The sequence below is a fragment of the Arcicella sp. genome (assembly GCF_964672035.1).
Window position 1 is genome coordinate 1 of sequence record NZ_CBABQS010000080.1, and the last position, 20,349, is coordinate 20,349.

General features: G+C 37.1%; 18 protein-coding genes. 9 read left to right on the forward strand and 9 right to left on the reverse strand.

The features are described 5' to 3' along the window. Positions 1–215, reverse strand: a 215-nt coding sequence (tnpA, locus tag AC1W31_RS17065) for an IS66 family insertion sequence element accessory protein TnpA (RefSeq protein WP_481735694.1), incomplete at its 3' end; no start/stop codon positions are given. 319 nt (positions 216–534) lie between these two features. On the opposite strand from tnpA, the gene AC1W31_RS17070 reads away from it, so the two are divergent. After that, entirely contained in the window at positions 535–1,077 is a 543-nt protein-coding gene (locus tag AC1W31_RS17070) for a hypothetical protein (RefSeq protein WP_481735695.1), read from the forward strand. A 7-nt stretch (positions 1,078–1,084) separates the two neighbouring features. Here AC1W31_RS17070 and AC1W31_RS17075 read toward each other — a convergent pair whose 3' ends face one another. After that, complete coding sequence (locus tag AC1W31_RS17075) at positions 1,085–1,639, reverse strand: GNAT family N-acetyltransferase (protein WP_481735696.1); 555 nt, start codon at positions 1,637–1,639, stop codon at positions 1,085–1,087. Between the two features lie 136 nt (positions 1,640–1,775). Beyond that, on the reverse strand, positions 1,776–2,534 hold the full coding sequence (gene pgeF, locus AC1W31_RS17080; RefSeq protein WP_481735697.1) for a peptidoglycan editing factor PgeF: 759 nt from the start codon (positions 2,532–2,534) through the stop codon (positions 1,776–1,778). A 146-nt stretch (positions 2,535–2,680) separates the two neighbouring features. Between pgeF and AC1W31_RS17085 the strand changes: the two genes are divergently transcribed. Beyond that, on the forward strand, positions 2,681–3,481 hold the full coding sequence (locus tag AC1W31_RS17085) for a polysaccharide deacetylase family protein (protein WP_481735698.1): 801 nt from the start codon (positions 2,681–2,683) through the stop codon (positions 3,479–3,481). A 51-nt stretch (positions 3,482–3,532) separates the two neighbouring features. Next, entirely contained in the window at positions 3,533–4,909 is a 1,377-nt protein-coding gene (locus AC1W31_RS17090; RefSeq protein WP_481735699.1) for a M20/M25/M40 family metallo-hydrolase, read from the forward strand. Positions 4,910–5,032: 123 nt separating this feature from the next. Here AC1W31_RS17090 and AC1W31_RS17095 read toward each other — a convergent pair whose 3' ends face one another. After that, positions 5,033–5,581, reverse strand: a complete 549-nt coding sequence (locus AC1W31_RS17095) for a T9SS type B sorting domain-containing protein (RefSeq protein ID WP_481735700.1) — start codon at positions 5,579–5,581, stop codon at positions 5,033–5,035. Between the two features lies 1 nt (position 5,582). On the opposite strand from AC1W31_RS17095, the gene AC1W31_RS17100 reads away from it, so the two are divergent. Continuing rightward, positions 5,583–5,807 (forward strand): hypothetical protein, encoded by a 225-nt coding sequence (locus AC1W31_RS17100; protein WP_481735701.1) that lies wholly within the window; start codon positions 5,583–5,585, stop codon positions 5,805–5,807. Positions 5,808–5,932: 125 nt separating this feature from the next. Here AC1W31_RS17100 and AC1W31_RS17105 read toward each other — a convergent pair whose 3' ends face one another. Further along, the gene (locus AC1W31_RS17105; protein WP_481735702.1) at positions 5,933–6,916 is read right to left on the reverse strand and encodes a hypothetical protein; all 984 of its coding nucleotides are present in this window, start codon (positions 6,914–6,916) and stop codon (positions 5,933–5,935) included. Positions 6,917–7,217: 301 nt separating this feature from the next. Between AC1W31_RS17105 and AC1W31_RS17110 the strand changes: the two genes are divergently transcribed. Beyond that, the gene (locus AC1W31_RS17110) at positions 7,218–8,195 is read left to right on the forward strand and encodes an acyl-ACP desaturase (protein ID WP_481735703.1); all 978 of its coding nucleotides are present in this window, start codon (positions 7,218–7,220) and stop codon (positions 8,193–8,195) included. Positions 8,196–8,259: 64 nt separating this feature from the next. On the opposite strand, the gene fbp is transcribed toward AC1W31_RS17110, so the two are convergent. From fbp to aceB, 4 genes are all read right to left on the reverse strand, one after another. Continuing rightward, a complete protein-coding gene (gene fbp / locus AC1W31_RS17115; protein WP_481735704.1) occupies positions 8,260–9,297 on the reverse strand; it encodes a class 1 fructose-bisphosphatase in 1,038 nt (345 codons plus the stop codon). A 252-nt stretch (positions 9,298–9,549) separates the two neighbouring features. Beyond that, positions 9,550–11,127 carry a phosphoenolpyruvate carboxykinase (ATP) gene (gene pckA / locus AC1W31_RS17120; protein WP_481735705.1) on the reverse strand — a complete coding sequence of 526 codons (1,578 nt, stop codon included), beginning with the start codon at positions 11,125–11,127 and terminating at the stop codon, positions 9,550–9,552. A 522-nt stretch (positions 11,128–11,649) separates the two neighbouring features. Next, complete coding sequence (aceA, locus tag AC1W31_RS17125; RefSeq protein WP_481735706.1) at positions 11,650–12,939, reverse strand: isocitrate lyase; 1,290 nt, start codon at positions 12,937–12,939, stop codon at positions 11,650–11,652. A gap of 124 nt (positions 12,940–13,063) precedes the next feature. Continuing rightward, positions 13,064–14,683: a malate synthase A gene (aceB, locus tag AC1W31_RS17130; protein WP_481735707.1), complete on the reverse strand. Its 1,620-nt coding sequence runs from the start codon at positions 14,681–14,683 to the stop codon at positions 13,064–13,066. A 329-nt stretch (positions 14,684–15,012) separates the two neighbouring features. On the opposite strand from aceB, the gene AC1W31_RS17135 reads away from it, so the two are divergent. From AC1W31_RS17135 to AC1W31_RS17150, 4 genes are all read left to right on the forward strand, one after another. Beyond that, positions 15,013–16,506, forward strand: a complete 1,494-nt coding sequence (locus AC1W31_RS17135; RefSeq protein ID WP_481735708.1) for a helix-turn-helix domain-containing protein — start codon at positions 15,013–15,015, stop codon at positions 16,504–16,506. Between the two features lie 196 nt (positions 16,507–16,702). Beyond that, on the forward strand, positions 16,703–17,122 hold the full coding sequence (locus tag AC1W31_RS17140; protein WP_481735709.1) for a transposase: 420 nt from the start codon (positions 16,703–16,705) through the stop codon (positions 17,120–17,122). A gap of 210 nt (positions 17,123–17,332) precedes the next feature. Continuing rightward, entirely contained in the window at positions 17,333–18,832 is a 1,500-nt protein-coding gene (locus AC1W31_RS17145; RefSeq protein WP_481735710.1) for a hypothetical protein, read from the forward strand. Between the two features lie 150 nt (positions 18,833–18,982). Next, positions 18,983–20,349, forward strand: a 1,367-nt coding sequence (locus tag AC1W31_RS17150) for an MFS transporter (RefSeq protein ID WP_481735711.1), incomplete at its 3' end; no start/stop codon positions are given.

A 20,349-nucleotide genomic window follows, 5' to 3' on the forward strand; every position in this document is an offset into this window, starting at 1 on the left:
TATTGTATTTCAAGTTGTAACATCGACGCCATGGCCTCAGGTTTTTCCGGTATTTCGACAGTCAAAAAACTACTCTTAGTTTTGGCTACCAGTTTGCATTGCCAATATTTAAAAGTATGGACATTGATAGTGTGCTTTTCGCAGTAAACCTTGCGAGTAAGACCAGAGACTAAAAAATTATCGTAATGCTTTCGCATTTCAGTTTCCTTTGTCATGAGTATATTTTATTTTTGACAAAGGTCGTAAATCGATAGAGGTATTGAAAGATGGGGTTAATTGAGGGCTTACCGTACAACACGATTTATTAAGTACCAGTGGCTGAAAATAAAAGACTATGCTAATTTACACTCACTTAGAACAGCCATTAAAAATATTTTTAGACAATTTGGTACAGAGTATCAAATTAAATTTACAATGAATTATTGATGATTATTTTTGTCCCATTACTTACTTACCATAAAAACTACGATAATTTAGTGAGAAAATAACCCTACAAGGCAAGGCTATTTTGATGCAAATTCTCAACGTTTTCCGATGGGTAAAACGGATAATACTGGACATGGTTTCGCCCAAGGGATTGATGTATTTTTCCGTGATTCCAAAACGATTAAAAATGGAGATTTGTGGGTAAATTATAGTTATTGTGATTCAAAAAGATTGTTCGGAAATTATCTTACCGAAGCTCAACCAACGTTCGTATCAAATCATAATTTGAACGTTGGTTACAAACACTTTATCGCTAAACCCATGATGACGATTTCTGCTACGTATTCATATACCAGTGGTCGTCCGTATTACAACCCAAATAATCCAAATTTCTTGTCTGAACGCACGCCAGACGTGGATAATATGAGTCTTTGGGTAAATTACTTAACCCATATCATAGGCAATTTTATGGTTATTTATTTGTCAATTGATAATGTTTTAGACTCAGAAAGAATCTACAATTATCGTTATTCAGTAGACGGAAAAACTCGTACATCCATAACGCCATCCGCCAACCGTATGATTTTGATTGGCACGTACATTACCATCTCAAAAAAGAAAGTTTTGCTCGAGGATATGCGGAAGAATTAGTTATACCTCACCCACGCACAACCAATTTCCAGTTTTTAGTTTGAATTTTTTCATTCAAATGTACCGTTTCACCAATGGAAAATTCCTTAAATCCTGCTTTTTTGAGGACATTTTGCGAAGGAAAATTAAAGAATGGCGTATCGGCAATGATGGTTTTTAAAGCGGGCTCTAATTTCGCCCAATCTATCAAACAATTAAGTGCTTCGGTGGCGTATCCTTTTTCACGATGATTTCCATCAATGAAATAACCCACCATTGTAACGCCTTCTTGGTCAGGAAAACCAGCAAATCCAATGCCGCCAATAGCAGTATTTTCGGATTCTAAAACGATATCCCAATTGGTAAACCAGAAGAAATCCCCTTGATTTTCGGCCGTCATTGGGAGCCAAAAGTTTTGTAGAGCATCTTCGGTTTCAATGCGGTCAAAATCTGCTATGAGCCAATTGGAAGGTTTAAGTCCTAAACGGGTTTCCATTTTGTTCCTGCCTTCGGTGTTCCATATTGTAAGTAATTGATTATCAAGTGGTATGAGTGTTAATCGTTCAGAATAAATTTCTATCATTTTGGTTTAAATGTGCTATTAGGATTTTGCTTTGTCGTAAAGTACAAGCTTCCCGAAAGTTAAAAAAACTTTCGGGAAGAAACTAAACCCTTAGAAATTTACTTGGTATTTCTACCCACCAACTACAATCAAATAGCTATGCTACTTTATCTTTTTTAACCCCAATCAAAGCAATCATTCTACCCGTTTTGCCTTTTTCTTTTCGATGAGAAAAATAAGAATCATTGTCTAAAACGGTAGAATAAGAAGAGACTTCAATTTGATTTTCAGGTACACCACATTTCAATAATTGCGTAACATTCGCTTTCTTTAAATCAACAAAAAATTTGGGTTTCCTACCCGTTTTGTCCAATCGTTTCAAGTCATAAGCAAACAAAGCCGCCACATCTTCTCCAACTTCATAAGAATTTTCGTCAATACACGTTCCTACATATACGTAGCAATCTTTTGGATTTGTTTTGAACTCATCCGACATCTTTTGAAGGGTTTTTGCGGTAATATCCAAAACCGTTCCTTTCCAACCAGCGTGAATAGCAGCAACAGCTTGATTTTTAGCATCATAAATTAATACTGGTGTGCAATCTGCTACTGTTACTGATAAGAATGTGTTAGAATTTTCTGTGATTAATGCATCATACCCTTCATAAATCTTGCTACGGGTAACTTTTAAAATCTTATCTTTATGGACTTGATAACTCTGGGTAACTCTACTCATTTTAATGCCAAGACATTCAAAAAAACGCTTTCGATTTTCGAGTATATTCTCGGGCTTATCATCTGTATTAAGCCCTAAGTTTAAAGAAGAGTACGGCATCTTGCTGACTCCTCCTTTTCTATTGCTTTCAACGGCGATTAGTTCTGGGAACTGTTGAAAAATTTTTGGTATTATGTACATTTTAATATTGTTGTATGTTAGTTTATCTCAAAAGTAAACGTAAATTTTGGTAGAACCGTTGCTTTATTTTAGTTTTTTGTCATCTCATCATTATGCGATAGAGAACAAATAATTGCAGTGAAGAAATACTAAATGAATCCTTATCCATGCAAAAAAATATTTTTTGCCTCCTTTTATTTGTCATGGTTTTCGCTTGTAAACAGAAAAAAACTGTTCAACAAGCTGGAATAGCCGTTTCTTTCGATGATAGATTTGTGAAAGAATGGTATCAACTACGTCCGCTTCTGAAAAAGTACAACGCAAAATGCACCTTTTATATTACACAACCAGATAGTCTTTCGGATGAAGAGGTGAAATTGCTCCATGAACTTCAAAAAGAAGGACACGAAATTGGATGTCACGGGGCAATGCACGTGCGTTCGATGTACTATATTTGGGATTTTTCTTTGGATGAATACATGAAAAACGAGATATTTCCCGCTCTTACAACCATGAAAAAACAAGGTTTTTCTCCTAAAACATTTGCGCATCCTGGAGGTTCTCAGACTTGGTATTCCGACCGTGAACTATTGAAGTATTTTACCCTTCTTCGAGATGTTTCTATGAAAACCAGAACGCTTTGGAATTTTGATTATACCCATGAAATTGAAGATATTGACGAAATATTGTATCAACACGATGGTAGTCGAAAAGTGAATGCTTTGTTGATTGATACGAGTGCAAAATTATCAATTGAAGATATTAAGAAAGGATTGAAAAGAGCCTCCGAAGAAGGTTCAGTTATGATGATATTTGGCCATAAACCTCTGATTAAAACTACTCAAAAAACGGATGAATATGGTTTTGATATCCAATTTTTAGAACAAATATTGTCAGAAAGTGCTAAATTGAACCTGAAAACGTATACCATGCAAGAATTACCAACTGATGCTTCCGCATCGGAATGAAAAATTTAATCCCTATATCCGATGCGGAAGCATCGGCTTACAAATCCCCACATGAAAAAACAACAACTATTCATCACAACCATTATCTTATTAACTTTCTCATTATCAGGCTATTCGCAAGATAATGATTCGACCGTAATCCGTGAATTCTTCAATGAAACGCTCAGCAAAGGGAAATCTTATGATTGGCTTCGGGAGCTTACCACCAAAATTGGACCCCGATTGAGTGGTTCAGCGGGAGCTGCTAAAGCAGTTGCTTGGGGTAAAAATCTCTTAGAATCAGGCGGTTATGACAAAGTATTTTTACAAGATGTCATCGTTCCTCATTGGGTTCGAGGCAAAAAAGAAGAAGGTTATATTTTGAACGGAAAACAAAAAATATCGGTGCCTTTAGTGGCTTTGGGAGGGTCTGTTGCTACCGCTCCAAAAGGAATCACGGCAGAGGTAATTGAAGTAAAAACTTTTCAAGAATTGCGTGATTTGGGCAAAGAAAAATGTACGGGCAAAATTATCTTCTTCAATCGCCCGATGGATCCAACCAAAATTAATACCTTTGAAGCCTACGGACAAGCGGGCGACCAACGAAGAAGTGGTGCTAATGAAGCTTCGAAAGTAGGCGCAATTGGCGTGATAGTAAGGTCGTTGAGTAATACTGATAACGATTTTCCTCATACAGGGGCTATGGTATATGCTACGGGCATTCCCCTGATTCCTGCCGCTGCTATTAGTACTAATGCTGCAACCTTATTGAGTAAGACGTTAAAGGAAAGCCCAAATACTAAATTTTTCTTTCGTCAGTCTTGCGAATCTTTACCCGATGCTGCTTCAAATAATGTTGTTGCCGAGATAAAAGGTTCTGAAAAACCTGATGAAATTATCGTAGTTGGTGGACATTTAGATTCTTGGGATTTGGCACAAGGAGCCCACGATGATGGCACTGGGATTGTTCAATCAATGGAGGTTTTAAGATTATTTAAGACCCTAAATATCAAGCCAAAACACACCATAAGAGTTGTGTTATTTATGAATGAAGAAAACGGAAATAAAGGAGGAATCAAATACGCAGATTTAGCGAAAGCCAACAACGAAAAGCATATTTTTGCGATGGAATCAGACAACGGGGGATTCACGCCAAGAGGCTTTGGCGTACAAGGAGGTTCGGCAGAAATTTTATCGAAAATCAAAGCATTTCGTACCCTTTTATCACCTTACGGACTGAATGAAATTGACAAAGGTTCGGGTGGTTCAGACATTGGCCCGCTTGCTCCCCAAGGAACAGTTTTATTAGGTTTCAAACCCGATCCACAACGTTATTTTGAGTATCATCATGCGTCAAATGATCGTTTTGAAACGGTGAATCAACGTGAATTAGAAATGGGAGCCGCTTCTATGGCTTCGATGATTTATTTGATTGATAAAAATTTTTAAAACTTTATTAAGGACAATATCTCTCAAAAGGTATTGTCCTTAAATATTTGTTAAATTGTGGTAACTTGTTGGTTTTGAAATCATCAAGGAAAAATAAGTAATAGACTCACTTTATTTTGTGATTTATCGTAATAAAGTAAATGCTCCAGAAAAATCATTTACCTCTCCATTCTTCATTTCTGCAGTAATTTTGTAGGTAAAAATATCTGGATTCAAACTTTTTCCTTGATAATTTCCATCCCAACCATGCGACGAATCGGCGGTCACGAAATTCTCATCTCGGAATACTAATTCTCCCCAACGGTTATAAATCAATATTTCCTTGATTTGCTTCACACATTTGCTGCCAACTACATAAAATATATCGTTCATTTGGTCGTCGTTGGGCGTAAAAGCAGTTGGGACAAAAACGCCACAAAGAATGCTGACCTGCGTTTGAATTTTCTTAAAACAAGTGCTACCCGGTACTGAAACGGTTGCCACATATTTTGTCGTAACGGGTGGTTCAGCCAGCGTACTCGCACAGGTATTGCAAGCGAGCGTTTCTCTGGGAGTCCAATTGAATGAGTAAATTCCCGCAGGTTGAACATCTACCTTGATTTCCGTATTTTCTCCTTTTTCAATAATAATCTCAGGAGAAATCGTTAAGGTAAATGAGTTTTCATAATTCAAGGTGGATGTTACCAGACTGTCGCAAAGTCCCGTTCGTTTGATAGTTGTGATATATATTCCTGATTTTGAATACGTTGAGTCACCAACTTTTGCTTTCTGTCCTTCACAAAGTGAGAAATTTTTAGTAAATCTGGCAATATTTGTAATTTTTACATTGATGGTAAAAATACTATCACAGGCATCGGTTGAGCTAATGGTTTTGAAATACGTTCCCGCAGCATTATAGGTATTTCCTTTAAATATAAATTGTTCACTCTCGCAAAGATTGACGTTTTTGGTTATCCTTGCGACGGGAATTACGTTTAAGTTTAACGTATAAACGCTATCGCAAAAGGCAGAATTGACAACGGTTTATACAAACGTCCCCGTTGTGTTATACATTTTGCCTCGATGAACATAACTATTACCAATGCAAATAGATTTATCAACGATTACAGGAATTTCATTTTTTTTGATGGTGTAATTCAACAGTAAATTGCAATTTTCGTTTAAACTACTCTTTGGCGTTAATTTAACAGAAAATTGAGTTCCCAACACGGCAGTTACTTTAATTGAACGAGTATTTTCGCCCGTACTCCAATCATATTTTTCAAATCCTTCGGGGGCATCTAAATTCAAGGCTCCAATGCCATCGGTACAACCCGTTTCGGGCTGCACCTCTGATTTCAAACAACTTGCATTGAAATAAGCATAACCAAAATGTTTATTTCTGGTACAGCCGTGTACCGTTGCCTCAACGGTTATATTTTGCCCCACATAACTTCGTAAGTCCACCGCAACGGTTGTCCAATTTCGATATTCTAAGTCTCCTTGTTTTTTGAATCCATCAACCGAAACCGTAGAAGAGGACTTTAATTGTACATCATAAAAACTACAAGTAATATTATTACCATTACTATCCAAAATTTTAACACCAAATCCAGGCTTTTGATAAGAGGCATGCCCACTTGCGTCATCCTGCAAAACAACAGCAAATTTGTATTGGAAAAGCGTATTTTCTTGCGTGATAGTGAATGATTTTGCTAATCTAAAAAATGACCCGCCCAAATTAATATCACCAAACCTTACGGAATAGTCGCTTTCAGGAGCAACCATCGGGATTTCCTCTGAGTATATTTTGGGGTCATTTCCGTTATTTTTCTTCGTAATAATATGTCCAGTTCCAACTGTTCCAGTTACTTCGCTTGAATAAATTGGCGTTGCCCCATTATCGGTTAGCTTACCATTTGACAATTTCCAGTCGGCGGTTGTACCACTTTCAAAGCCACAATTTTGACTTTGAACGGTGATATTATTAAATGAACATAGTATTATCAAAATAGTAAATTTTTTCATATCCTTATTAAATTCTTTTAATCACTCTAAAAGCTAATTATTATGCGAGTGTAGTTATTAAAAAAGTAGAAATTTATTTACTACTATCAGAGACTGCTTTAGAGTGGAATTGGTTGCGAATGCAATAAAAATATTATTTGTATGAAGTTATAAGAATGGTGAAGTTTGTAATAAAATTGTCTAAATATAGTGACAATTATCAGGATAATTTCTATAAATAAACACTAACTTTGTGAATTAAAATTTAAGAACAAAGTTGCTTTCTGTAAATAGATAACAAAACCACTGCAATCCCCAAATCATGGAAAAGCGAAATGAAAGAATTGAAGTAATGAATCACCTTGCCCTCGGAATGGATGGCATCGTGGATAAATACTTAATTCCGATAGAAACCAACTGGCAACCATCAGACTTTCTGCCAGACCCCAGCAAGGAAACTTTTTTTGATGAGGTAAAAGAAATTCAAAAAGCTGCCAAAGAATTATCGTATGATTATTGGGCAGTACTCATCGGTGATATGATTACGGAGGAGGCATTGCCAACTTACGAATCATCAATCATGGTGGTGCAAGGCGTTGACATGACTGGAGATCCACAAGGTTGGGCTCGTTGGACACGTGCGTGGACGGCTGAGGAAAATCGTCACGGTGATTTGTTGAGTAAATATGTCTATTTGGCTGGTCGTGTGAATATGAAAGCCGTTGAAACGTCAACACAATATCTAATTGCTGACGGTTTTGATATTAAAACTGACGATGATCCTTATAAAACTTTTGTTTACACATCTTTTCAAGAATTGGCCACCAATATTTCACACAAGAGGACGGGTTCGTTAGCTAAAAAACATGGCAATGCTTCCTTATCTAAGATGTGTTTGATGATTGCGGCCGATGAAATGCGTCACCACAAAGCCTACAAGAGTTTTATTTCAAGTATTTTTGAAATTGACCCTTCGGAAATGATGATTGCTTTTGCCGATATGATGAAACAAAAAATCGTAATGCCAGCCCATTTTCTCCGTGAAATGAACGGTGAAAAAGGTGGAATTTACGGTCATTTCTCGGATGCCGCTCAACGTTTGGGTGTTTATACAGCCAAAGATTACGTGGATATTTTGGATATATTATTAGCCGATTGGAACGTTTCGACGATGACAGGACTTAACGATGCCGCCGCAAAAGCCCAAGATTATTTGATGCGTTTGCCTGAACGCTTAACTCGTTTAACCGATAGAATCAAAGTCCCAGAACTGGAATATAAATTCTCTTGGATTGATTAAAACATTTTTTAAAAGATAAAAAGGGTAGAAATTTATAAATTTCTACCCTTTTTATCTTTTAAAATTATACAATTGCTAACTGCTTTGCTACCAATTCATTATAGTTTTTAATTCTTTTGTCTAAATCAGCCACTAATTCTTCTGAACCTAAATAAACAATGCTTCTCTGATGAATTTGTTGGGGGGCAATATCCAGAATGCTTTTTTGTCCATCACAAGCTTTCCCTCCTGCTTGTTCGAGGACTAAAGCCAAAGGGTAGCATTCGTATAAAAGTCTTAACTTTCCATTTTCAGATTTGCGAGTAGGCGGATAAAGATAGATTCCCCCTTTTAATAAATTTCGGTGAAAATCGCCCACTAATGAGCCAATGTAGCGAGCCATACAACCCGATTGTTGGCGCATTTTTTCGATAAATTCCTTGATATAATTAGGAAATTCGTTAAAATATGCCTCATTTACTGAATAAATTTTACCCGTTTTAGGGATCTTCATCTCGGCGTGCGAGAGGAAATATTCACCCAATGAATTTTCGTAAGTAAAACCGTTAACACCCTTACCAGTCGTATAAACCATGATTGTGGAGGAACCATAAAGAATATAACCCGCCGCAATTTGCTTGCGACCACCTTGCATAAAATCGTCTTGGATTGCGGGCGTTCCGATGGGACTAATTCTGCGATAAATTGAAAAAATAGTGCCAATGGATACATTCACATCAATATTTGAAGAACCGTCCAAAGGGTCCATTGCTACTACATATTTGGCATTGATATTATTGGTTTGGATAATTTCATCATCTTCCTCCGACAAAATTCCTACCACTTGCCCACCATTTACTAAAGCTCTAATAAATCGAATATTGGCAATAATATCTAATTTTTGTTGGGCTTCTCCTTGCACATTATCACGGCCTAAAGCACCCGTGATATCATTCAATCCAGCTCGATTGATTTCACGATTAATAATTTTTGAAGCAAGTGCAATATCCCTTAATAATTGAGAAAGCTCGCCCGTTGCGTACGGGAAAGCATCTTGCTGACTTTTGATAAATCGGTCAAGGGTAATGCCTACGGGTAAAGCTAAAGTGTTTTCTGGTTGCATGGGCTTTTCGTGTTAGTTTTTCGGTTTTCGATGTTTGAATTTTGACGCCTTTTTAGAAAAATTGTAAAAAAACGTACTGTTTTGACTTGGATTAATTCTATGAAATAATTCCATTACCTATTAAACTTTCGGGTAGTTCACCGACACACAGTGAACATAAATATGAAAAATGTTGAGCCAAAAAGGTTGTGCAAACTTAATAACTAAATTTGCACAACCCTTCAAGTTCTCTCGTATCAGAAACTAATAATGCTATTGAACAATGCGCTTATAATTTTCTTCAAAAGCCTTCTTTAACTCATGGGCTTTTTGGTCGTAGGCTACTTTATCCGCCCAAGTACTGCGTGGACTCAAAATATCCGCAGGTACATTTGGGCAGGTTTGTGGCATTTCTAAACCAAATATTTCATGTTTTGTGAATGAAACATGATTAAAATCTCCTTTCAACACTGCCCTAATCATGGCACGAGTGTAGGCGATTTTCATCCGTGAACCTACGCCAAAACCTCCGCCCGACCAGCCCGTATTAATCAACCAAACTTTCACATCGCCTGATTTAATTTTTTCACCCAGTAAATCAGCGTATTTTTTGGGAGCAAGGGGTAAAAATGCTGCCCCAAAACAAGCAGAAAACGTAGCTTGTGGTTCTTTTACGCCCATTTCTGTGCCCGCTAATTTAGCAGTATATCCTGATAAAAAATAGTACATAGCCTGCTCAACGCTTAATTTTGAAATAGGCGGTAAAACCCCAAAAGAATCGGCACTAAGGAAAAAGATATTTTGCGGAGAAGTCCCAATTGAAGGAACTGCCACATTCGGAATATAATTAATTGGATAAGCCGTTCTTGTATTCTCAGTAACACTATGATTGGAATAATCTACTGTATTTGAACCATTTATAAATCGAGTATTCTCCAAAATTGTTCCATATCGAATGGCTCCAAAGATTTCTGGCTCTTGTTCTTGACTCAAATTTATTACTTTGGCATAACACCCCCCTTCAAAATTAAAGACTTCATTATCATACCAACCGTGTTCGTCATCTCCGATTAATTTACGGTAAGGGTCGGCAGATAATGTTGTTTTTCCAGTTCCAGATAATCCGAAGAACAAAGCTGTATCGCCATCCACGCCAATATTGGCAGAGCAGTGCATCGAAAGCACCTTTTTTTCTTCGGGTAAAATATAATTCAAGACAGAAAATATTCCTTTCTTCATTTCGCCAGCGTACCCAGTTCCACCAATTAAAATTACTTTTTTAGTAAAATCAATGATTGTAAAGTTTTTTTCACGAGTATTATCAACGGTTGGGTCAGCTTGAAATTCGGGGATATTTAAAATAGTCCATTCTGGTTCAAAGTTTTCCATTTCTTCCGTACTTGGACGCAAGAAAAGATGATGACAAAATAAGTTATGCCACGCTAAGGTATTGATTACGAGAATATTAGTTCTGTGTTTTTCAGAAGCACAAGCATAGGAATATCGAGCATACAGTTTTTTATCCGCCACAAAATCGATCATTTTTTGGTAGAGATTGTCAAAATCATCCCCATCGAAAGCCTGATTGATTTCGCCCCAAGCCACCGTATCGGCGGTTTTCTCATCATAGACAATAAATTTATCTTTAGGGGAACGACCCGTGAATTTTCCAGTATCGCACATGAAAGCACCCGTGTCTGTGAGAACGCCTTCACCATTTTGCAAAGCCTCTTCAACTAAAGTAGCAATTCTTAGATTTAAGTGAATAGCGGGGTGTTGTTTAAAAAGCGGGTGATTAACCGTTGGAGTAGTAGTTTCGCTGAAGTCAGCCGTTAGAATGTCATGTTTCATCGTTTCATTATTTTAGTTTTCTTCAATAATTTTATACACAAAAGGAGTTTTAAATTCTTTCTTCTAATTGCTTATACAAAGATAGATTTGCGGAAACTTAAAATCAAGCGAAAATTCGCTAAATTATTTAATTCTGCTAAAATCTTTGAATAGTGCCATAAATTGTCAATAATTCGCATAATACTCATAATTTTAAGCCAAAAAAGCCTGTCTCACAAGGTGGACAGGCTTATTATTATCTCCGAACTAATCATTCAAGTATTTATTTTCTCAATAATTTAGATGAGAAATGTTTTATTAATGTAGGTGTATTTCCAACTTAACTCATGTTATGATAAACCCATAAATCATTGACATTGAGTGTTTTAAAAAAAATATAAAAGATAAAGCATTATCCTGGACTTGGGTAAACTTCTCGAAAGTTTAAAACTTTCGAGAAGTTCCATAGTTTCATTTAACTAATTATAATTTTATATGGCTTCGTCTGAATTGAGTACTTTCTTCAATAAAAGCTTTATAATTCTAATGAAATTGCTCCTCTTCGGTTGAACCTTTCAAAGCGCCCGTTGATGATAAACCAGCAGTAACCGTATTTTGAACCGCATCAAAATAGCCAGTTCCCACAAAAGCTTGATGTTTAATGGCTTTGAAACCTTTTGACTGTAAAGCAAATTCACGTTGTTGTAATTTTGAAAAGCCCGCCATTCCGTTGGCAACATAATCCGATGAAAGCTCAAACATGGCGGTGTTTAAAGCGTGGAAACCTGCTAAAGTGATAAATTGGAATTTATAGCCCATTGCCGCTAATTCTTCACGGAATGTTTCCATTTGTTTTTCGTCCATAAATTTTGCCCAGTTGAACGATGGAGAACAATTATAGGCCAACATCTTTCCAGGATAAACCGCATGAATTCCTTCGGCAAAAGCACGAGCCATCGCTAAATCTGGATTTCCAGTTTCCATCCAAATCAAATCTGCATAAGGGGCATAACTCAACCCACGGTCGATGCCTTGTTGCAATCCATTTTTAACGTGATAAAAGCCTTCGGAAGTTCTGCCTTTTTCATAATCTACGAATTTAATATCCCTTTCGTCAATGTCGGAAGTTATCAAATTTGCCGCCTCAGCGTCTGTACGGGCAATCACTAAGGTAGGCACACCGCAAACATCCGCTGCCAAACGAGCCGCCACTAATTTATTGATGGCTTCTTGGGTAGGTACTAAAACCTTGCCGCCCAAGTGTCCACATTTTTTAGCCGATGACAATTGATCTTCAAAATGCACGCCCGAAGCACCCGCTTCAATCATCCATTTCATCAATTCAAAAGCGTTTAAATTTCCGCCAAATCCTGCTTCAGCATCTGCTACGATTGGCACCATCCAGTGAATATTTTCCTCACCCCCAACCGATTGAATTTGGTCGGCCCGCAACAAGGCATTATTGATTCTTTTTACCACATTTGGCACGCTATCGGCAGGATACAAACTTTGGTCAGGATACATATTTCCTGAAAGATTGGCATCCGCTGCCACTTGCCAGCCACTCAAATAAATGGCTTTCATGCCCGCCTGAACCTCCTGCACGGCTTGATTTCCCGTTAATGCTCCCAAACCTGCTACCCATTCGTCGGTGTGCAATAAATCCCAAAGACGTTCGGCTCCCATGCGAGCAATGCTGTAATCAAATTTGTAAGAACCTGCCAAAATTGCTACCTCTTCGGCAGTATACGGACGCTCAACGCCTTTCCAGCGTGGGTTGGTTGTCCAGTCGGTTACTAATTCTTGGATTCTGTCTTCTTGTGAAATTTTCATGATTTTGTTTTGTTATAAATGCTTGATATTGAATTATAAATTATGAGGTATGAATTATGAGTTAAAACGGTTTGTTATGAATTTTGAATGATTCATAATATATAACTTATAATTCATACCTATTTTAAGCCTCTACTTCTTCCCCAGCTAAAAGCGTAATATATGCTTCGGTAGTAAGAAAAAGGTCAAATTTTTTCTGGGTAACCAATTTGTCAAAAAGGTTAACGGCATCGAAGAATTTTCCGTTGAAATAATTATCATCCCCAACCATTTGCTTAATTTTTTGAATTTCATCCGCCAAAAAGAATTTGTATAGTGAAATATCAATCGTTACGCCATAATAGGTTTTAGCTCGGTGATGTATCCATTGCCAAAGTTGGGCTCTCGAAATCTCAGCGGTTGCGGCATCTTCCATCAAATTATGAATGGCGGCCGCTCCCACACCTCTCAACCACGACTCAATATAAAGGATACCAATTTGGATATTCATCCTTATGCCAGCTTCTGTAATGCAGCCATCAGGAATCGTAAAATCACTTAATTGGGCAGCCGTAATGACTTCATTTTCAAGCATTACGTGCTTTTGATTCGGGTTTTCTCCTAATACTTTATTGAAAGGAACCAATGCTACCGCCACTAAATCGGGATGAGCCACCCACGTTCCGTCAAATCCAGTGGACGCTTCCAATTCCTTGTCGGCCGTTACTTTTTCAAAGGCTAAGGTATTGATATGTTCATCTTTTCTACTCGGAATAAAAGCTGACATTCCACCCATGGCGTGGGCTTTTCGTTTATGACAAGTCTGCACCAAAAGTTTGGCGTATGCCCGCATAAAGGGAACGGACATCGTAATCTGAGAACGGTCGGGGAGAATACATTCCGAAAATTTGTGGAATTTTTTGATGCAAGAGAAAATATAATCCCAACGTCCTGCATTCAAACCTGCAATGTGTTCACGAAGCATGTATAAAATTTCGTCCATTTCGTAAGCTGCCGTAATGGTTTCGATTAAAACGGTTGCTTTTATCGTGGCACGAGGCATTCCGATTACTTCTTGAGCCGACAGAAATACGTCATTCCAAAGTTTAGCTTCGAGGTGACTTTCTAATTTTGGCAGGTAGAAATAAGGGCCACTTCCCCGTCTGACCAATTCCCAAGCATTATGAAAAAAGTATAAACCAAAATCAAATAAGGAAGCTGAAATGGGTTCTCCATCAATCAAAATGTGATTTTCTTCCATGTGCCAACCTCTGGGACGAACTTTCAAAACGGCTACGGATTCTTTAAGGCTGTATTTTTTTCCATTTTCGGCAGTAAAATCAACTTGTTTTCTAATGGCATCACGCAGGTTGATTTGCCCGTCCATTAAATTATGCCACGAAGGCGTACTGGCATCTTCAAAGTCGGCCATAAAAACTTTTGCACCCGAATTCAAGGCATTGATGACCATTTTTCTATCAACTGGCCCTGTAATTTCAGTTCGTCTATCTTGTAAATCGGTAGGAATAGGAGATACTGCCCAATCCATTTCCCGGATGGCGGTTGTAGTAGCCAAAAAATCCAATTTTACCCCTTTATTAATTTCCGTTTGACGGTCTTTGCGTTTTTGCAAAAGTGATTGCCGTTGTTTGTTAAACATTCGATGTAAATCTCTGACGAATGCTAACGCTTCTTGGGTAAGAATCTCTTGGTATGGCAAGGATATTTCTCCTAATATTTCAACCCCTTCTATGGACTGTATCATGGCTTTATGTATTTTGTTATGCTGCGTATTTTATGTTCGGATAAATTTTAATCAAAAGCTAAATAATTGTAATGATTTCTTTGACAAACCTACAAAAGCGAAAAATATAAAACAAGCGAAATTTCGCTAAATGTAATATATCTTTATTTTTCTTGAAAAAGTATTATATTTTTATCAAATAGTTTAATTAAATTTTATGTTTTATGATAAATTTCAAATTAATATCGTACAAGTATTATTAAAAAATAAAAAGCGGAAATTCGCTTAATACAAAATAGTATAAAGTATTTCGGTAAATATCCTTAGATTTGCAAAAAAACATCCAAGTTATGAGCCTCAATAGCGATAAAGTAAAAATAATCTTTGGTCTTAAAATTAGACAGTTGAGAATTGATAAGAAACTCTCATTGAGTGAAGTTGCCACAAAATCAAACCTATCAATTTCGTATCTGAATGAAATTGAGAAAGGCAAAAAATATCCTAAAACCGAAAAAATCATGGCTTTGGCTGATGCTTTTGAAGTTGATTATGACTCCTTGGTATCCTTAAAATTGAGTAAGCAATTAGAACCCATCGCCGAATTGTTGAATTCCAATATCCTGACGGAGCTACCCTTAGAAATTTTTGGTATTGAACCTTCCGATTTTATTGAATTAATGTCGCAAGCACCCGCCAAGATTTCGGCGTTTATTAGTACAATTATTGAAGTTAGTCGGAATTATGATATGCGGGTCGAGCAGTTTTATTTTTCGGTTTTAAGGTCGTATCAAGAAATGTACGATAACTATTTTGATGATTTGGAAGAATCGGCTCAACAATTCAGAAAATTGTTTGAAATTGGCAATACCACTTCGCCCAACGAAACTTTATTAGCCGATATTCTTCAAAATTTTTACGGTTATCATATCGAAGAGTTTACCAAAGAAGCCTACCCAGATTTGGTAAGTATTCGGTCAATTTATGATCCAAAAACCTGTAAATTATTGATTAACAGAGATTTAAGTACGGAGCAAAAGACGTTTACTTATGGACGTGAGATTGGTTATCAGTTCTTGCAACTCAAAAATCGTTCTTATATTTCCTCCGTTATTGAAGTAGAGTCGTTTGAACAAGTATTAAATAATTTCAGAGCATCTTACTTTGCGGGAGCGATTCTGATTAACAAAAACCTACTGATTGATCGCCTCACTTATTTCTTTGCTTCTCCAAAATGGGATTCTTCGATGCTTTTGAGCATCATGAAATTGTTTAGCGTAACGCCCGAAGTGTTTATGCACCGCTTCACCAATATTGTATCGAGCCATTTTAAAATCAAGAATCTTTTTTATTTACGTTTCAATAATCAGATAGATAATGACCTGTTTTATTTGACTAAAGAAATGCACCTCACCAAATTACACACGCCACACGGCACGGCCATGAACGAACATTATTGCCGCCGTTGGATGTCGTTGACCTTATTAAAAGATTTGGAAAACATCCAAAAACAAAATGGTTATAATGCGGAGGAATTATTGTGTAATGCTCAAATATCGGAATATATCGACACTGAAAATAATTATTTGGTGATATGTTTGGCTAAGCCTTCGCCGCCAAATCTGAGTATGAATAGTAGCATTACCATTGGTTTTGCCATTGATGATAATTTAAAAAGTATAGTTAATTTTCTAAGTGATTCATCGCTAATTCATCGAAAAGTAAACGAAACTTGTGAGCGTTGTGGGCTTGAAAATTGTGCGGAACGGATGGTGCCTCCCACAATTTTGAAAAAGCGTCAGGTGAGAGAAAAGTTGAAGGAAGCGGTGGCTCATTTGCTGGCCTAATCTTCGAAAAATGCAACGTTTTACAATAGTATTGCACAAAACGAATAATATTTGGTAAAATTTAGGATTACAAAATATTATTTTGAAAAATTTGTATTTAGCAAATTAAATTTTGCGATATTTAAGATTGATTAAATTGTCATTTTGTTGCTAATTTATTATATATTTGCTAAATATACTATATCACATTTTTTATATGAAAAATCCCAATTGTCCCCGCTGTGATGGTAATAATATAACAAAAAGCGGTGTTATTAATGAAAAGCAACGCTTTAAATGTAAAGACTGCAATTATAATTTTACCGTTGAAAAGATGGGAAAAGGCATCTCGACTTACTACGTTATTAAGGCATTACAGTTGTATATTGAAGGGGTGAGTTATCGTGAAATAGAACGACTTTTAGGCGTTTCACACGTTTCAGTAATGAACTGGGTGAAAAAATATCAGATAAAAATTCCGAAAAATTCCGAATATTATCCAACCTATAAGATAATGAATCACAAGGAGTTAGTGGCTTTTTATACTGATAGAGAAAACCTGCGTGACGCTGGAATGATTGTTACTGAGTTGGGAGATAAGTTTATGCTCATCAAATGGGAACGACTGAAAAATTAAGCATTTTTATCACAAAAAAAATGGTTCTTAATGGGCTTTCTGAGGTTTTTTTTAAGTAAAAAAATAAAAAACTATATTAAAATAGCATGACTATATCAAGGCTATTGACAGTATAGTTTTTTTTGTGACCTTTGAGCCACAATAGTACGAAATCAATATTTTTTTGTACAAAATATAACAAAACAAAACCATAAGAAAACCATTAGTGCCATGAAGAAACTATTATTCTGTCTGATGGGCGGAGTGTTGGCTCATACCCAAATTTTCGCCCAACAAGCACCCGTTGCTACTACGACTACCACTACTACAGCTACTCCTGCTCCTGTAGTACCGCCCGCCGCAGGAACGCCTGCCGAGCAAAAGATAACGGTGTATGGATTTTTGAGAAATGATGTTTATTTGAATTCTCGGAGAAATCTTGATTTGAGAGATGGCGTTTTGGATGTTTATCCTTCTGATGCCACTAATTTGCCGACCAGAAGTGGAACGACACTAACGGCCAATCCAAATGATGATGCCAATTCAGTTCCACAATTAGGATATTCTGCCATTGTTACTCGCTTGGGTGTGAGAATGGGTGGAATTACGGCTTTTGGTGCTAAGATTTCTGGAACTTTAGAAACAGATTTCTTCGGGATAACGAATGGAACGGGAGGTTCGGGTACTGGAACTGAAAATTTATTACGTCTTCGTCATGCTTTTGTAGCGATGGATTGGACAAAATCGCAGCTGATGATTGGACAATATTGGAATCCTAATTTCATTGTAAAGTGTTTTCCAGGAACGGCTAATTTTAATACAGGAATTCCTTTTAATCCCTTCTCATTCGTTCCACAGGTGAGATACACTTCAAAGGTAGGAAAGGATTTATCGTTAATGGGAATGATTTTTGGCTATGATTTAGCTGGTTTTAGTCCCGCAGGAACGTTTGCAGTAGGTTCAGGCGTTGATGCACAGAAATTTGCTACGTTGCCCGCTTTCGCTTCTCAATTAACGTTTGAAAATAAAACGTTTTTAGCTTCAGTAGGATTGGAAGGAAATACATTGACACCAAGAATTACAGATACTAAAAATACAAGTACGGGTGTTTACGGCGGAACGGGAACGGGAAACATTCAGAAAAATATTAGCTCAAATTTGTTTACGCTTAACTTTTTGGCTTACGCAAAATTGACAACGAGTAAGATTACGGCAAAATTCCACACCACCTACGGACAAAGCTACACGCAATATGTGGGCTTGGGTGGCTTTGCTGAATATAGAGATGCAAACACGGGTGAATGGAAATATGAGGCTCAAAATCAGATGAATATGTGGGGAGAATTAATCTCGACAAATTCTAAAAAGTTTCAACCAGCTATTTTTGTCGGTTATTTACAGAATATGGGATTAGGAAATTCAATTGCGGCTTCGAGTATAAAAGCGGGAACATTAGCCTTCCAAGGCAGGGGAGTAAGCACCTCTACCAACCGTACTTTCGACAATATGTTCAGAATTTCACCAAGAATAGATTTTTATTCGGGCAAAATGAAATTAGCGCTTGAATACGAATTATCAATGATGAAATGGGCCGATATTCAAGGATTAATCCCAACATCAGATGGTTCATTGCCAACAACGATTGATTTTAAACCAGGATCATCCGATAACGCAAGACCTTTTACTGCTACAAATAGTCGTATTTCAGCAGTAATGGTTTATAATTTTTAAGTAGGCCATCAATTTAGTAGGTAGTATGCAGTCAATAAAAAAGTATAATTTACTAATCATAAGGAAGTTAAGTTTGAATGCTGCCTACTAATTACTGCGTACTTCTTACTCCAAATAATCACTCAATAAAATAAACCCTTTATAATCATTATGTTAACAGATCAAATAGAAACTAAAACATCCACCAGAGGATTAGCCGCTATTATTGGGGCATCGTCCGTGGGTACATTAATTGAATGGTATGACTTCTATATTTTCGGAAGTTTGGCCACCATTATTTCCACGCAATTTTTTCCGAAAGATAATCCTACGGCGGCTTTTCTTTCAACATTAGCCACTTTTGCGGCAGGTTTTGTCGTTCGTCCTTTCGGAGCTTTGTTCTTTGGTCGTTTAGGAGATTTAATTGGTCGTAAATATACTTTCATGGTTACGCTGGTATTGATGGGAGGAGCAACTTTTGCCATCGGTTTAGTGCCAAAATATGAAACAATTGGATTCTTTGCGCCACTTATCGTGTTGGTTCTCAGACTTTTACAAGGACTTGCACTCGGAGGAGAATACGGTGGTGCCGCTACTTACGTGGCCGAACACTCGCCCGCAGGACAACGTGGATTTTGGACTTCTTGGATTCAGATTACAGCAACAGCAGGTTTATTTATCTCGTTGGCGGTAATTTTGATTACGAAGAATTCAATGGAAAAAGCTACTTGGGAAGATTGGGGATGGAGAATTCCATTTTTAGTATCCATCGTGATGGTTTATATCTCAGTATTGATTCGGAAAAATATGTCGGAGTCGCCCTTGTTTGCCAAAGCTAAAGCCGAAGGGAAAACTTCAACCAACCCTTTGAAAGAATCTTTCGGTAAAAAAGAGAATTTTAAAATGGTTTTACTGGCTTTATTTGGCGCAACAATGGGACAAGGTGTGGTTTGGTACACGGGACAATTTTACGCCCAAACGTTCCTTTTGAAAATCATGAACATTGATTTTGATCAAGCTAATAAGTTGTTAATCATTGCCTTGATGATGGGTACACCATTCTTTGTATTGTTTGGATGGTTATCGGATAAAATAGGTCGTAAGCCAATTATGTTGGCAGGTATGTTATTGGCAGTGATATGTTACCGTCCAATTTATGAAAAAATGTACCAAACAGGAAACCTGAAAAATAAAGTTGAAATTGTTGCCGAAACGAAAGTTGAAACCAAAAGAGAATTAGCACCAAGTTCAACGACAGATTCATTGATTACCACGACTACGAACAAATCTTACGTGGACGGAGCGACTTACAAAGAAGTGAAAAAAGTAACTATCGTGGCGGGGAAAGCCGAAGCTGATCAACCAAAACCAGATATTACTAAAACCATAAAAATCAATGATTCTGACACTTGGACGTTGATTTGGATGATTTTTATTCAGTTGGTTTTTGTAACAATGGCTTATGGCCCGATTGCTGCATTCTTAGTTGAATTGTTCCCAGTAAAGATTCGTTACACGTCAATGTCATTGCCTTATCA

What these genes read in the sequence shown, in the direction of transcription:
- AC1W31_RS17070 (WP_481735695.1), top strand. Translation starts at nt 535, where the DNA reads ATGGGTAAAACGGATAATACTGGACATGGTTTCGCCCAAGGGATTGAT.
- AC1W31_RS17075 (WP_481735696.1), bottom strand. Translation starts at nt 1,639, where the DNA reads ATGATAGAAATTTATTCTGAACGATTAACACTCATACCACTTGATAAT.
- pgeF (WP_481735697.1), bottom strand. Translation starts at nt 2,534, where the DNA reads ATGTACATAATACCAAAAATTTTTCAACAGTTCCCAGAACTAATCGCC.
- AC1W31_RS17085 (WP_481735698.1), top strand. Translation starts at nt 2,681, where the DNA reads ATGCAAAAAAATATTTTTTGCCTCCTTTTATTTGTCATGGTTTTCGCT.
- AC1W31_RS17090 (WP_481735699.1), top strand. Translation starts at nt 3,533, where the DNA reads ATGAAAAAACAACAACTATTCATCACAACCATTATCTTATTAACTTTC.
- AC1W31_RS17105 (WP_481735702.1), bottom strand. Translation starts at nt 6,916, where the DNA reads ATGAAAAAATTTACTATTTTGATAATACTATGTTCATTTAATAATATC.
- AC1W31_RS17110 (WP_481735703.1), top strand. Translation starts at nt 7,218, where the DNA reads ATGGAAAAGCGAAATGAAAGAATTGAAGTAATGAATCACCTTGCCCTC.
- fbp (WP_481735704.1), bottom strand. Translation starts at nt 9,297, where the DNA reads ATGCAACCAGAAAACACTTTAGCTTTACCCGTAGGCATTACCCTTGAC.
- pckA (WP_481735705.1), bottom strand. Translation starts at nt 11,127, where the DNA reads ATGAAACATGACATTCTAACGGCTGACTTCAGCGAAACTACTACTCCA.
- aceA (WP_481735706.1), bottom strand. Translation starts at nt 12,939, where the DNA reads ATGAAAATTTCACAAGAAGACAGAATCCAAGAATTAGTAACCGACTGG.
- aceB (WP_481735707.1), bottom strand. Translation starts at nt 14,683, where the DNA reads ATGATACAGTCCATAGAAGGGGTTGAAATATTAGGAGAAATATCCTTG.
- AC1W31_RS17135 (WP_481735708.1), top strand. Translation starts at nt 15,013, where the DNA reads ATGAGCCTCAATAGCGATAAAGTAAAAATAATCTTTGGTCTTAAAATT.
- AC1W31_RS17140 (WP_481735709.1), top strand. Translation starts at nt 16,703, where the DNA reads ATGAAAAATCCCAATTGTCCCCGCTGTGATGGTAATAATATAACAAAA.
- AC1W31_RS17145 (WP_481735710.1), top strand. Translation starts at nt 17,333, where the DNA reads ATGAAGAAACTATTATTCTGTCTGATGGGCGGAGTGTTGGCTCATACC.